Consider the following 13,913-nt stretch of genomic DNA (forward strand, 5'->3'; position numbering starts at 1 on the left):
GGGGGGGGGGGGGGGGGGGGGGGGGGGGGGGGGGGGGGGGGGGGGGGGGGGGGGGGGGGGGGTGGGGGGGGGGGGGGGGGGGGGGGGGGGGGGGCCCCGCCCGCGGGGGGGGGGGGGGGGGGGGGGGGGGGGGGCGGCCCCCCCCCCCCCACTTCAGGTCACTCCTCGTCCATCAACCGGACCTTGACCCGCTTGCCCTTGATCTTCCCCGCATTGAGCTTGCGCAGCGCGTCGCGCGCGACGCCGCGCTCGACCGCGACATAGGTCGAGAACTCGGTCACGTTGATCTTGCCGATCTGCTTGCCGTCGAACCCCGCGTCGCCGGTCAGCGCGCCGAGCACGTCGCCCGGGCGGATCTTGTCCTTGCGTCCGCCGAGGATCTGCAGCGTTTCCATCGGCGGCAGCAGCGTGTCGTTGCCGGCCGGCTTCAGTTCCGCGAGCGGATGCCATTCGACGTCGCGCTTCTGCGCCTGCTCGATCGCGCCGACGCGGCCCATCTCGTCCATGCTGGCGAGGCTCAGCGCCCAGCCTTCCTGGTCCGCGCGGCCGGTGCGGCCGATACGGTGCACATGCACTTCGGGGTCGGGCGTCACGTCGACGTTGATCACGGCCTCGAGCTGCGCGATGTCGAGCCCGCGCGCGGCCACGTCGGTCGCGACCAGCACCGAGCAGCTGCGGTTCGCGAACTGGATCAGCACCTGGTCGCGTTCGCGCTGTTCGAGCTCGCCGTGCAGCGCGAGCGCGTGGAAGCCCTGCGCGTGCAGCACGTCGAGCAGGTCGCGGCATTGCTGCTTGGTGTTGCAGAACGCGATCGTGCTCACCGGCCGGTAGTGGTTCAGCAACTGGCCGACCGCGTGCAGCCGCTCGGTTTCCGTCACTTCGTAGAAGCGCTGGCGGATCTTGCTGTCGTCATGGCGCTCCTCGAGCTTCACTTCCTTCGGATTGCGCAGGAACTGCTGGCTCAGCTTCGCGATGCCGTCCGGGTAGGTCGCCGAGAACAGCAGCGTCTGGCGCGTCGTCGGGCACATGCGCGCGACTTTCGCGATGTCGTCGAAGAAGCCCATGTCGAGCATCCGGTCGGCTTCGTCGAGCACCAGCGTGTTCAGCGCGTCGAGCTTCAGGTTGCGGCGGTCGAGGTGATCCATGATGCGGCCCGGCGTGCCGACGACGATGTGCGCGCCGTGCTCGAGGCTCTGCGCCTGCGGGCGCATCGGCGTGCCGCCGCACAGCGTCAGCACCTTCACGTTTTCCTCGGCGCGCGCGAGGCGGCGCACTTCCTGCGCGACCTGGTCGGCGAGTTCGCGGGTCGGGCACAGGATCATCGCCTGCACGTCGAAGCGGCGCGTGTCGAGGCGCGCCAGCAGCGCGAGCGAGAACGCGGCGGTCTTGCCGCTGCCCGTCTTCGCCTGCGCGATCAGGTCCTGGCCGGCCAGCGCGATCGGCAGGCTCGCGGCCTGGATCGGCGTCATGTCGACATAGCCGAGCTGCGCGAGGTTCGCGAGCGTGGCGGGCGTCAGCGGCAGCGCGCCGAAGGGCGTGGCGGTCGGCTGGGTCATTCGAGGTCTCCGAGGTAAGGCTTGCCTTCCATCTGTTCGTAGGCGACGTTGCCTTCATCGTCCTCGAAGCGTTCGAGATAGTTGCGCGCGCCGCACAGCGGGCAGCGGAACAGCAGCCCCTGGCCTTCGTCCTTGATGACGACGTCGGACGTTTCCCACTGCGTGCCGCAGCTCTGGTTTCGGCAAGTAAACACGGTCTTTCTCCAGCTGAATTCGGTTGGTGGCGCGCCCGGGCGGGCGCGGCAACGAAGTGCGGCGCTCGCGCGGCTCGGGCGCGGGCCGCACCGGCGGTCGCGTGGACCGCGTCGATGCGGATGGTGGATCGGTGGCGACGGTGTCGCGCGTGCCCGCAATTCTAGCGGATGCGGGAGGGCGGCTGGGGACGAACGGCCGCGCTTGGCCGGTAGCGGGCGCGATCGCCTGCGGTTCGGCTGGCAGCGAACGACCGGTGGCGAACGACCAGCAGCGAACGACCAGCAGCGAACGACCAGCAGCGAACGACCAGCAGCGAACGACCAGCAGCGAGCGACCAGCAGCGAACGACCAGCAACGAACGGCCAGCAGCGGACAATCGGCAGCGGTGCGACGGGCAGAACAGCAGCCGAAAGTCTCCGCAGGACGGAGCACGCCGCGCCGTCCCGCCAAGCAAAACGGCCGCCCCGAAGGGCGGCCGTGCGATGCGGCGAAACGGGACCGGACGCGTTACAGCGCCATGTCGGCCGCCGCCTTCGCGGGACGCGCCGGAGCCGTGCCCGTCGCCTGCGACGGCACCGTCAGGTCGATCTTCGGCGGCGGCGACAACTGCAGCACGCCGCTCGTATAGGTCCATTCCTCGACGACCTTCGCCGGGTTGTCGTTCAGTTTCGTGCCGTAGCTCGGCACGATCTGGCGGAGCTTCTGCTGCCATTCGGGCGTCGCTACCTTGTCCTTGAACACCTTCTGCATCAGGCTCAGCATGATCGGCGCGGCCGTCGACGCGCCCGGCGATGCGCCGAGCAGGCCCGCGATGCTGCCGTCCTGCGAGCTGACGATCTCGGTGCCGAGCTTCAGCACGCCGCCCTTCTTCGGGTCGCGCTTGATGATCTGCACGCGCTGGCCGGCCTGCCACAGGCGCCAGTCTTCCTTCTTCGCGTCCGGGAAGTATTCCTTCAGCGCGTTGAAGCGGTCGTCGTCGGACAGCATCAGCTGTCCGGCGAGATACTCGACGAGCGGGAATTCGTCGACGCCCACGCGCATCATCGGCGCGACGTTGTGCAGGTTGGTGCTCTTCGCGAGGTCGAAGTACGAGCCGTTCTTCAGGAACTTGGTCGAAAACGTCGCGAACGGCCCGAACAGGATGATCTTCTTGCCGTCGATGATGCGCGTGTCGAGGTGCGGCACCGACATCGGCGGCGAGCCGACCGACGCCTTGCCGTACGCCTTCGCGAGGTGGCGCTTCACGACCTCGGGGTTGTCGGTCACGAGGAACGAGCCGCCTACGGGAAACGCGCCGTAATCCTTGGCCTCGGGGATGCCCGACGCCTGCAGCAGGTGCAGCGCACCGCCGCCCGCGCCGATGAACACGAACTTCGCGTCGACGGCCTGCGGCGGTTCATCCGAATGCAGCTTCACCCACGACACGTGCCACGTGCCGTCCGCGTTGCGCGAGATCTCGCGCACTTCGCTCGACAGCGACAGCGTGAAGTTCGGCTGCGTCTTCAGGTAGCCGACGAACTGGCGCGTGATCTCGCCGAAGTTCACGTCGGTGCCGATCGGCGTCCACGTCGCCGCGACCTTCTGATTGCGGTCGCGGCCTTCCATCATCAGCGGCACCCACTGCTTGATCTGGTCGTAGTCTTCCGAATACTGCATGCCGCGGAACAGCGGGCTCGCCTGCAGCGCGTCGTAGCGCTTCTTCAGGAAGCGGACGTTGTCGTTGCCCCACACGAAGCTCATGTGCGGCGTCGAGTTGATGAACGAGTGCGGGTTCTTCAGCACGCCCTGCCGGACCTGCCAGGCCCAGAACTGGCGCGAGATCTGGAACGACTCGTTGATCTCGATCGCCTTCGAGATGTCGATCTTGCCGTCCGCCTTCTCCGGCGTGTAGTTCAGCTCGGCGAGCGCCGAGTGGCCGGTGCCCGCGTTGTTCCAGCCGTTCGAGCTTTCCAGTGCGACGCCGTCGAGGCGCTCGACCATCGTCATCGACCAGTCGGGCTGCAGCTCGTGCAGCCACACGCCGAGCGTCGAGCTCATGATGCCGCCGCCCACCAGCAGGACGTCGACCTTCTTCGTATCGGCGGCATGCGCGGACGACGTCGCGACGCACAGCGCGAGCGCCGACAGTATTACCCGTAACGTTTTGATCACAGCAGATCCCTTTTTCAACTTGGATGCATCGGTTTGCCATGCCGCCCGGCCGATGCGGATTCGCAACCGGATCGCGCATCCGGAGATCCGGACCGCGAATCCGGAATTCCGGACCGACCATGTTCACCGTTGCATTTGCGCACGCGAAGCCGTTGCGAAGGACACCTTCGGATCGGCTTCATGTGCTCGTGCAATCAGCTGCTTCACGGTCGTGCGACGGGCGCGCAGGCCCTTGCTGCGGGCCTCGCCGGAAGGCGTTTCAGGCCGTGTCGAAAGCGGCCGCGCGCAATGCGTTCCGCGGGGCGGGATGGCAAGGGGCGCGTAATATAACCGAACTCGATTGCCGTGTCGCTCGCGCGGAATATCCCTGATTTCGTGGGGTTTTTTGTGTGTCCGGGTTTCCGGAATGACGATGCGCGGAACGGGAAAAAAGGCGGGATCAGCGGGGCGAAACGCGCGCGACGGGCATGGCGCGCATCGCGCTCGCGCTTCATCGGGGCGCGACGTTGCATCGCGACCCGGTCACATCGCATTCCTTCACTTCGCTGCGCCGTTCCGGCAGAACTGCTCGTACCCCTGCGCCGAGTTCGCGAAACCATGCGCCTTCGCGAGTTCCCACGGGCGCTCGCATTGTCGGGTCGTTTCGCACCACGCATAGCCGGCCGCGCCGATGCAGCCATGCGCGTCGCGATCGCCGCCGACCATTGGCGGGGCGGCTTCGGTAGCCTGGGCGGTCTGCGTGCCTTGCGTGTCCTGCCCGGCGACATTGGGCGGAAGCGGGGCAGGCGGTTGCGTCGCGCACGCGCCCAATGCAAACGCGAGAGCGATCGCGGCGGCAAGCGGCGCGGAAGGAATGCAATGTTTCATGCGGTAGCGCTCCATGGGATGAAGGTCGACAGCGGATGCCCGTGCGCGGGCGCTTGATCGATCACGCGTCCGGCACCGGCACGCGCGACGAGAACTTGACCTCGCGCAGCGCGAGGCTCGACTGGATCGACGACACGCCGGCCTGCTTTCGCAGCACGCGTTCGACGAATTCCGCATACGTGTCGAGATCGGCGGCGACGACCTGCAGGATGTAGTCGGCCGCGCCGGTGATCTTGTGGCACGACGTCACTTCGTCGTGACGCCGCATCACGTCCTCGAAGTGATCCGAATCCTGGTCCGAATGCATGTTGAACGTGACCTGCACGAACGCGAACACGTTCATGCCGAGCGCGCGGCGGTCGAGGTTCGCCTGGTAGCCGGTGATCACGCCTTCGTCCTCGAGCCGCTTGCGCCGCCGCCAGCACGGCGTGACGCTCAGCGCCAACCGTTCGCCGAGCGTCGCGTTGGACAGCGCGCCGTCTTCCTGCAGCAGGCGGAGCATCGCGCGATCGACGCCGTCCAGCTCCACCGAAGCGCGATTTTTGCTCATTTCCGGGTCTCCGTAGACGGTTTTCTCAAAATTGTACGAAACGAAGAGTTGAAAAGCAAAGTTATTGCCGGCTGGCCTTAATAGACTGTTGCCACCCCTCACAGCCTTCACTGCAACGGTCAACCATGCTCACGGTCTACAGCAGCGATCACCATCTGCATCGCGGCGTCGAACTGAAGGACGGCGCGATCACCGATTCGTTCGAGAACCCCCTTCGCGCCGAAACGGTGCTCGCGCAGGTCCGCGCGGCCGGCCTCGGCGACGTGATCGCGCCGCGCGCGTTCGACCGCGCGAGCTATGCCGGCGCGCACAGCGCGCGCTATGTCGACTTTCTCGCCGGCGCATGGGACGAATGGGCTGCGACCGGCCGCACCTGCCAGGCGCTGCCGCTCGTGTGGCCGGTGCGCGCGATGCCGTCGGGGGCGACGCTGCCCGACTTCATCGACGGCAAGCTCGGCTTCTTCGCGATGGATGCCGGTGCGCCGATCAACGCCGGTACGTGGGACGCGGTGAGCGCGAGTGCGAACTCGGCGCTCACCGGCGCCGACCTGCTGTCGAACGGCGGCATGCGCGCGGCGTTCGCGCTGTGCCGTCCGCCCGGCCACCATGCGGGCCGCGAGTACATGGGCGGCTACTGCTATCTGAACAACGCGGCGATCGCCGCGCAGCACGGCATCGCGAGCGGTGCGGCGCGCGTCGCGGTGCTGGACGTCGACTTCCATCATGGCAACGGCACGCAGGACATCTTCTACGACCGCTCGGACGTGCTGTTCGCGTCGCTGCACGGCGAGCCGGCGGTGTCGTATCCGTACTTCTCCGGCTACGCGGACGAGCGCGGCACGGGCGCGGGCGAGGGCTTCAACCTGAACCTGCCGCTGCCGAAGGGCACGCAGTGGGATACCTACTCGGCGGCGCTCGGCCAGGCCACTGCCGCGATCGCGAAGCACGCGCCAGACCTGCTCGTCGTGTCGCTCGGCGTCGACACGTTCGAGCACGATCCGATCAGCCATTTCAAGCTGCGCTCGCCCGACTACCTGCGGATCGGCGAAGCGCTCGCGCACCTGAACCTGCCGACGCTGTTCGTGATGGAAGGCGGCTACATGGTCGAGGAAATCGGTATCAACGCGGTGAACGTGCTGCTCGGCTTCGAAGGGCGCGCGTGAGCGCATCGCTTTGCCTGCAATCGACGATGGTATGGATCACGAACCAACAGCGACAATGAAGGAGACGAACATGAATCGGAATAGGCATCGGAACAAGACGGCATGCGCGGTCGCGCTGGCGTGTGCACTATTCGCGCTGTCCGCGCACGCGGACGAGATCGTGCGCATCGGGCACGTCGCGCCGCTGACCGGCGCGATCGCGCATCTCGGCAAGGACAGCGAGAACGGCGCGCGGCTCGCGGTCGAGGAAATCAACGCGAAGGGGCTCGTGATCGGCGGCAGGAAGGTCACGCTGCAGCTCGACGCGCAGGACGACGCGGGCGACCCGCGCACCGCGACGCAGGTCGCGCAGCGTCTCGTCGACGACAAGGTGGTCGGCGTCGTCGGCCATCACAACTCGGGTACGTCGATTCCCGCATCGCGCGTCTATCGCGACGGCGGCGTCGTGCAGATCTCGCAGGCCGCGACCAACCCGACCTACACGCAGCAGGGCTTCAAGACGACCTATCGCGTCGTCGCGACCGATGCGCAGCAAGGGCCCGCGCTCGCGATGTACGCGGCGAAGAACCTGGGCATCAGGACGGTCGCCGTGGTCGACGATTCGACCGCGTACGGGCAGGGCCTCGCGACCGAATTCGAAAAGGCGGCGAAAGCGGCCGGGATGAAGATCGTCTCGCGCGATGCGACCAACGACAAGGCGATCGACTTCCGCGCGATCCTCACGAAGATCAAGGGCGAGAACCCCGACGCGATCATGTACGGCGGGATGGACGCGACGGGCGGTCCGCTCGCGAAGCAGGCGCGCCAGCTCGGCATGCGCGCGAAGATCCTCGCCGGCGACGGCGTGTGCTCGACCGACCTGCCGAAGCTCGCGGGCCCGGCATCGGACAACGTCGTGTGTTCGGAAGCCGGCATCGCGCTCGAGAAGATGCCGGGCGGCGCGGCGTTCGTGAAGCGTTACGAGGCGCGCTATCGCCAGCCGATGCAGGTGTATGCGCCGTTCTCGTACGACGCGGTGTACATCATCGTCGACGCGATGAAGCGCGCGAACTCGACGGAGCCGGCGAAGGTGCTGGCCGCGATGCCGGCGACCGACTATCGCGGCGTGATCGGCGAAACGAGCTTCACGCCGCAGGGCGACCTGAAGCACGGTGCGATCTCGGTATTCACTTACAAGAGCGGCAAGAAGGCGCTGCTCGATATCGTCAGGATGTGACGCGAGCGGGACGCACGGCGCAGTGCGCCATGCGCGCTCGTGCGCCCCGACGTCTTACGACGCCTGTACGCGGCGCGGGTCGGCCCGGCGCTGCTGTTCGGCGTCGTGCACGATGTGCAGTTCGCGCGTGCGGATCGGCAACGCGCAGTCTGCGTCGGCGAGCGTCTTGCGCACCTGGCGCGCGAGGCGCCAGCGCATCGCCCAGAACTTGTCGGTGTGCGTCCACACGCGCATGTTCGCGATCGCCGTGCTGTCGTCGAAGCGCATCACCATCACGTCCGGTGCCGGTTCCGTCAGCACGTCGGGATCGGCTTCGGCCAGCGCGCGCAGCGCGTCGAGCGCGCGATCGATGTCGTCGTGCACCGACACTTCCACCTCGAGATCGAGACGGCGCGTCGGATTGCGCGTGTAATTGCGGATCGCGCTGCCCCACAGCGCGCTGTTCGGCACGTATTCGCAGATGCCGTCCGGCTTCGTCAGCCGCGTCATGAAGAGGCCGACTTCGTCCACCGTCCCCGCGACGCTCGAGCCGCCGTCGATGTAGTCGCCCACCTTGAACGGCCGCAGCAGCAACAGCATGATGCCGGCCGCGATGTTCTGCATCGTGCCCTGCAGTGCGAGCCCGATCGCGAGGCCGGCCGCGCCGAGCACCGCGACGATGCTCGCGGTTTCGATGCCCAGCTGCGACAGCGCGCCGACGATCGCGACGATGCGGATGCCCCACACGGCGACGTCGCAGAGGATCGGCCGCAGCGTGTCGTCGACGCGCTCCTTGTTCGCGAGCAGCCGGCTCAGCCAGTTGCCGATGCGTTTCGACAGCCACCAGCCCGCGACGAGCAGCGCGAGGGCGGCGCAGAGCCTGAGCGACAGCGTGGACAACGCGTTCCACAGGAACGTCCAGCGTTCCGGATGAAGATGATCGAGAAACATGACGGGATTCCGGGTTGAGGACAGAAGGCGCGACGGGCGGCGCACCCGCCGTGGCCGGGCGGGCATGCGTGCGTGCGCGGGCAACCCTCGACTGTACAGCCATGCGCGGTGTCACTCGACCGAAGGGGCGCATCCCGCGCATTTTTTGCGGCGACTTTTATCTTTCGTTCATGTACTAAGACAACATCTGACCAAATCGGATCGGTCCTATTCAGCGGTGTTGGTCGCGCCAGTACACTCGCCTCCAGGCTACCGGATCGCGACGCTCTTTCCTCCGCGATACCCGGTTCATTTCCAGTTTTCATAGATAGCGAGTGACGACGCGATGCGGTTCGACCTGTGTTTACGTCTCGCACGCGAACGAGGTCGATCCGCGCAACGCGGCGCCATCCGCTTTCCCGTTCGCCGCGCGCTGGTGCGCGGTGTCGTTGCGGCGGCGTGGCTTGCCGGCACGCACGGCGCGATGGCGCTGGCATCCACCGATGCCGAGCCGTCCGCGCCCGTGGCGGCGCAAGCGGCCGACCTTGTCGACGTGCCTTTCTTCAATTCCGCCCGCACCGTCTGGGGCGGCTTGCTTGCGTCGACCGTGGTTCCGCGCATCGTGGCGGATTCGCAGGCGGTGCGTGTGCGTGCGGAGGCCTATCCCGGCAGGTTCGTCGTGCGTGCCGGCGCCTGTGCGCCGTACGTTGTCCTTTGCGATGCGGCGCGGGGTGCGATCGAGCGCGGTTACGCAGGGCGTTTCGATTATGGGTTTGCATCGCATCTGCACGCGATCGGCGCGCCTTCGGCATTCGCATCGCGTCGGGTCGATCTGGCGTCCGCGCAACCGTTCGTGCTCGCGGAGCAGGAGAGCGGCACGCGGGCCGGGGCGATCACCGGCAGCCTGCGTGCGTCGCTGGCGCGTGCCGAATTGCCCGACGGTGTCGTGGCGCAGCTGACGCGCATGTTGGCCGGTCGTATCGACCCGAAGCTGCACGGCGCGACCGGCGACACCTTCCGTGTCGCATTCGAATCCGATGACGATGCGGCACTGCCGGGCGGCGTGCGCGTGACGGCGCTCGACGTCCGCTTTCGCGGCCAGCGCGTCGCGGCCGTGTGGTTCGCCCCCGGAGCGGGGGTGCCGGGCGCCTATTACGATCTCGACGGCATGCCGTTCGACGGCACCCGGTTCGCGATGCCGGTCCGGTCGACACGCACCAGTTCGCGCTTCGGCGCGCGCGTGCATCCGGTGACCGGCGCGCGCCACGTGCATTCGGGCGTCGATCTCGCCGCGCCGACAGGGCGCGCCGTCCATGCCTCCGAGCGCGGCGTCGTGACGTTCATCGGCACCGAGCCGCGCGGTTACGGCAAGTATGTGGTGATCCGTCATGACGGTGGCTATGCGTCGTACTACGCGCACTTGTCGGCGTTCGAGCCCACGCTGCGAACCGGTACGCGGGTCGCCCGCGGTCAACGGGTGGGCGCGGTCGGCAGTACCGGGACCGCGACCGGCCCGCATCTGCACTTCGAGGTCCGGCGACATGGTCGTCTTGTCGATCCGATCGGCCTCGTGCAGGCGTCGAAGGCAGCGAAACTGAAGGGTGAGCAGCGTGTCGCGTTCAACCGCGTGGCCTACGCCGCGCGCACGCAGTTGGCCGCGGCCAGCTTGACGGCGCCGCTCGCGATGTCACAACGTGGCGCCCGGCGTGACGGCTGATGTCGCGACGTCGCGCGTGCTTGCCCGGCGTACCGTGTGCAGGCGCGACGACGTGATGTTTCAGGCTATCCATCCGGTGCTCATCACGCGCGTGCACGGTATTCCCGGCGGGCATCGGAAGCAATAAAGGCAAGCGCCGGGCGAATCGGCGCCCAGCGCTTGCCTTCCGTTTAACGGTCAGCCCGTCAACCCAGCGGCCAGTTCAGGATCGCGATGCCGTCGTTGTAGTCGCCGTCCGTACCGTCTTCAGAGCCGACCAGCCCGAAATAGGTCTTCTTGAAGATGTCGACCTGGCGCGAACCGATCTTCGACGGCTTGCCGTTCGCCGTCACGACCACGCGCACCTTCCCCTTGCCCGAGTTCACGATCTGCGTGTTCAGGTTCGCGTCCTGCGTGCCGGCGCCCTGGAACGTTGCGACCGGTTTCGGGTTGTCGTCGACGAAGACTTCGATCGTCTGCTGCGCGGACGAATTGACGAGCGCCGTCACGCCGAATGCAATGTTCGGCGGCAGGTTGAAGATGCCGTCGCGTTCGCCGCCGCCGGTCGTCGTGGTGCCCGGCTGCGTGGGTTGCGGTTGCGGCGTCGCCTTCGAGAAGTAATTGACCACCGCACCAACACCGAACTTCGCTGCCGCGCCGGGCAGCACGCCGGGCGCGCCGGCCCACGTCACCGTGCAGGCGATCACCTGCGCGGCCGCATCGGCCTTCACCTTGTTCTGCCAGCTGCCGACATCGAAGCTGTACGGGATCGTTGCAATGTCGACGAACACATCGTATTGCGGCAGCTTTTCCACGAGCTGCGCGGTCATGAACTGACGCATCCGGTCGAGCACGGCCTGATCGCCGTTCGATTGCACGGCGGTTGCATCGTTGCCGGCAAGTTGCAGCAGGGCGTACAGATCGTCATGGGTAAACGGTTGTGACATGTCTTCCTCGTCTTGATGGAATGTCTCGCATCGCGCGGCCGGTGAGCGGATCTCGCCGTCGTCGCGCGCGGAGCGCGGCGTGGGACTGCAAATGACTGCTCGAATGAATCGCTTCACAACGGGTGGCCGCGGCGGTTGGCCCCGTCGCCATTGCGGCTTCGACGGCGGCGCGCACGCGTTGCCGCGCCGCGCATCGCCGGGTTCAGCCCAACGGCCAGTTCAGGAACACGATGCCGTCGTTGTAGTCGTCGTCGGTGCCGTCTTCCGAGCCGACGATTCCGAAGTACGACTTCTTGAAGAGATCGATTTGCCGCGAGCCGATGCGCGACGGCTTGCCGTTCGCCGTCACGATCACGCGTACGCGCCCCTTGCCGGAGTCGAGCACCTTCGTGCCGAGGTTCTGGTCCTGCACGCCCGCGCCCTTGAACGTGGCGGCCGGTTTCGGGTTGTCGTCGATGTAGATGTCGATCGTCTGGTCGTTTGCCGCGTTGGTGAGTGCGGTCACGCCGAACTTGATGTTCGGCGGCAGGTTGAACGTGCCGTCGCGTTCGCCGCCGCCGCCGATGTTGCCGGCACCGCCGCCGGTTTCGGTGCCCTGATTCCCGCCGCCTTGCGACGACGATTGCGCGGCCGTGTCGCCGATCGCGGAAATGCTCGCGTACGAATCGATATGCATCGCGCTGCCGCGCACGCTTTTCCACTGCCCTTTCACGAACGTGACGCCGCTGCCGACGTCGATCGTCGCGACGAGCGTGAACGGCATGCGCCCGGTGCTTTCGGGCACCTTCGACGAATAGGTGAAGCAGCCGTCCGCGACGACGCCCTTGTCGGTCGCGATCGCGAAATAGATGCCGGGGAAATTGTTGCCGGTCGCGTACGGCGTCGGCACGTTGAGGATGACCTGCAGTTTCCCGTCGCGAATCTCTGCGTTGGCGATGTCGATATGCAGGCCGGGGATGTCGACGTACGTCTCGGACGTGACGACGGGTGCGCTGTTGATCGAAGCCGAAAGAAGCGGCATGGAAGTCTCCTGTGATAACGCTGTTTTGGATTGGGGTGCTGCGTGAGGCCCGCTTGATGAGCGCGAACCGCTGGCCGGCCAGGCGACGGCGGGCCGGCACGGCCCGGCCGCCGATCGTGCGTCAGGTCAGCCGATCGGCCATTGCAGCACGACGATGCCGTCGTTGTAGTCGCTGTCGTGACCGTCTTCCGACACGACGATCCCGAAGTTGACGGTGAACGGCGAACCGTCCGATTTCTTGCCGCTGATCGGCGCGAGGCGCGCATCGGTGGCCGACGTCTTGCCGTTTACCGTCACTTCGAAGCGCAGCTTGCCGTTGCCCGAATTCAGCGTGGCTTCGCGCGGGCCGTCGCGCGTGGTCAGCTTGTGATAAGCGGCCGGTTCCTTGCTGTCGCCGATGAAGAGCTTGATGTGCTGCTGCTCGGCAGCATTCGCGAAGAAAATCGCGCGGAAGTCGGTGTTCGGCGGAATCGAAAACTCGCCGGCGCGATTCGAAGACGTTTGAGATTCGGCCATGCTTTCCTCCTGGAGGTCGATGGATAAGGCACTTCACCGTGTCTCGCAAACGCTTGCAGTTTCAAACACGGTTCAGTCAGCATGGCGAAAAATAAATGAAAAAATATTCGACCGGGAATGGGAATTGTTCAGAAAATCGGAAACCGAAACAGTTCGATTTAATGGTGAATATTCAATGGAGCGTCGTTCGATATATCTCGGAAATTATATCGATGCGTGTCACGCTTTTTTGAATAATGGCGGGGTGTGCAGGCGGGAATGACGGGAAGATGCGGTTTCTACGCAGACGCTCGGCGTTCGCTCAGGGCAGCGTGCTGTTTCGACATCGTCTTTCCCTGTCGTGGCCGCGCCCACGGCCACCTTCGGGCGCCCGCGTCGAAGCCGGCTCGCAACGAAGCGGGGTGCGGCGCCGACGAAGCTCAATGACCGGCTTACTCCGAACTTGAACAGGGCATTTCACCGGCACCGCACCCGACGAAGCATATCGGCCTGCTGTCGCGACGCCTATCGGACGCGGCTGATTTTTGCGCGCGACATTGCCAAGCGCTGCCTGATATACCTGACAGGCGATCAATTCCGAGATTGGCGGTATCGTGCAAGACGCGCGTGCGCTCGCTATTCGGCGGATTTATTCATTCAATTGGCCCTTTACCGGGCCCTCACGAGGACAGTGCGATGACGAAACCCGATAGTCTGAAAGGCGAGATCAAGGGACAGGCACAGGACGCAGACCGTCACAACCTGGCGCGGCCCGCCGTGAACGGCGCGTTGTGGGCGCGCGGCCTGACGACGCAGCGCGTGGCCGACCTGTTCAGGACCCTGCCCGGCCTCCCGGGGCACTGGATGCAGCTGCAGAACGAGGTCAACGCAGGGAACCGCTATTTCTATGGTGTCCAGAACGGTCACCAGACGACCGACGAAGGAAAGGAACTGATTCGCTGGATCGCCGATGCGGTGGTCAGCGCCGCGCAGAAGGCGGGATTCGATTTCCCGTTGCAGCAGCTCAGGTTTACCGCCGACACGGGGTGGCTGAAGCTTCAGCGCGTGTCGGGGCGGGTGATGGTGTTGTCGAGGCCGTAAGCGTAGCCGATGGCGGTCGAAGTGCCGGCGTGTCGGCGGTCGAGTC

14 protein-coding genes are annotated in these 13,913 nt (G+C 66.3%); 5 read left to right on the plus strand and 9 right to left on the minus strand.

Annotated elements, in window-relative coordinates:
* Positions 1 to 158 precede the first annotated feature (158 nt).
* From dbpA to U5A56_RS15910, 5 genes are all read right to left on the minus strand, one after another.
* Positions 159 to 1,556, minus strand: coding sequence for an ATP-dependent RNA helicase DbpA (dbpA, locus tag U5A56_RS15890; protein ID WP_321923310.1), 1,398 nt, complete (start codon positions 1,554 to 1,556; stop codon positions 159 to 161).
* The gene (locus U5A56_RS15895; protein WP_044845448.1) at positions 1,553 to 1,750 is read right to left on the minus strand and encodes a hypothetical protein; all 198 of its coding nucleotides are present in this window, start codon (positions 1,748 to 1,750) and stop codon (positions 1,553 to 1,555) included. Before U5A56_RS15895 ends, dbpA begins: the two co-directional genes overlap by 4 nt.
* Positions 1,751 to 2,258: 508 nt before the next feature.
* Positions 2,259 to 3,902 (minus strand): malate dehydrogenase (quinone), encoded by a 1,644-nt coding sequence (mqo, locus tag U5A56_RS15900; protein WP_321923312.1) that lies wholly within the window; start codon positions 3,900 to 3,902, stop codon positions 2,259 to 2,261.
* 537 nt (positions 3,903 to 4,439) lie between these two features.
* Positions 4,440 to 4,769, minus strand: a complete 330-nt coding sequence (locus U5A56_RS15905; protein WP_321923314.1) for a hypothetical protein — start codon at positions 4,767 to 4,769, stop codon at positions 4,440 to 4,442.
* 61 nt (positions 4,770 to 4,830) lie between these two features.
* Positions 4,831 to 5,319 carry an Lrp/AsnC family transcriptional regulator gene (locus tag U5A56_RS15910; RefSeq protein WP_124487083.1) on the minus strand — a complete coding sequence of 163 codons (489 nt, stop codon included), beginning with the start codon at positions 5,317 to 5,319 and terminating at the stop codon, positions 4,831 to 4,833.
* A 125-nt stretch (positions 5,320 to 5,444) separates the two neighbouring features.
* Between U5A56_RS15910 and U5A56_RS15915 the strand changes: the two genes are divergently transcribed.
* On the plus strand, positions 5,445 to 6,482 hold the full coding sequence (locus U5A56_RS15915; protein WP_321923316.1) for a histone deacetylase family protein: 1,038 nt from the start codon (positions 5,445 to 5,447) through the stop codon (positions 6,480 to 6,482).
* A gap of 70 nt (positions 6,483 to 6,552) precedes the next feature.
* Positions 6,553 to 7,698: a branched-chain amino acid ABC transporter substrate-binding protein gene (locus U5A56_RS15920; protein ID WP_321923318.1), complete on the plus strand. Its 1,146-nt coding sequence runs from the start codon at positions 6,553 to 6,555 to the stop codon at positions 7,696 to 7,698.
* Between the two features lie 54 nt (positions 7,699 to 7,752).
* On the opposite strand, the gene U5A56_RS15925 is transcribed toward U5A56_RS15920, so the two are convergent.
* Positions 7,753 to 8,628 carry a mechanosensitive ion channel family protein gene (locus tag U5A56_RS15925; RefSeq protein ID WP_124487080.1) on the minus strand — a complete coding sequence of 292 codons (876 nt, stop codon included), beginning with the start codon at positions 8,626 to 8,628 and terminating at the stop codon, positions 7,753 to 7,755.
* 325 nt (positions 8,629 to 8,953) lie between these two features.
* Between U5A56_RS15925 and U5A56_RS15930 the strand changes: the two genes are divergently transcribed.
* Positions 8,954 to 10,324, plus strand: coding sequence for a M23 family metallopeptidase (locus U5A56_RS15930; RefSeq protein ID WP_321923320.1), 1,371 nt, complete (start codon positions 8,954 to 8,956; stop codon positions 10,322 to 10,324).
* 185 nt (positions 10,325 to 10,509) lie between these two features.
* Here U5A56_RS15930 and U5A56_RS15935 read toward each other — a convergent pair whose 3' ends face one another.
* From U5A56_RS15935 to U5A56_RS15945, 3 genes are all read right to left on the minus strand, one after another.
* Entirely contained in the window at positions 10,510 to 11,250 is a 741-nt protein-coding gene (locus tag U5A56_RS15935; protein WP_321923322.1) for a fucose-binding lectin II, read from the minus strand.
* A 202-nt stretch (positions 11,251 to 11,452) separates the two neighbouring features.
* A complete protein-coding gene (locus U5A56_RS15940; protein ID WP_321796156.1) occupies positions 11,453 to 12,271 on the minus strand; it encodes a fucose-binding lectin II in 819 nt (272 codons plus the stop codon).
* Between the two features lie 126 nt (positions 12,272 to 12,397).
* Complete coding sequence (locus U5A56_RS15945; protein ID WP_044845439.1) at positions 12,398 to 12,787, minus strand: fucose-binding lectin II; 390 nt, start codon at positions 12,785 to 12,787, stop codon at positions 12,398 to 12,400.
* Positions 12,788 to 12,806: 19 nt separating this feature from the next.
* Here U5A56_RS15945 and U5A56_RS15950 point away from each other — a divergent pair, with 19 nt between their 5' ends.
* Positions 12,807 to 13,049 carry a hypothetical protein gene (locus tag U5A56_RS15950; protein WP_124487077.1) on the plus strand — a complete coding sequence of 81 codons (243 nt, stop codon included), beginning with the start codon at positions 12,807 to 12,809 and terminating at the stop codon, positions 13,047 to 13,049.
* Between the two features lie 413 nt (positions 13,050 to 13,462).
* The gene (locus U5A56_RS15955) at positions 13,463 to 13,867 is read left to right on the plus strand and encodes a hypothetical protein (protein WP_044845438.1); all 405 of its coding nucleotides are present in this window, start codon (positions 13,463 to 13,465) and stop codon (positions 13,865 to 13,867) included.
* Positions 13,868 to 13,913: the final 46 nt, after the last annotated feature.

It is taken from the genome of Burkholderia sp. BCC1998 (assembly GCF_905339875.1).
GTDB lineage: Bacteria > Pseudomonadota > Gammaproteobacteria > Burkholderiales > Burkholderiaceae > Burkholderia.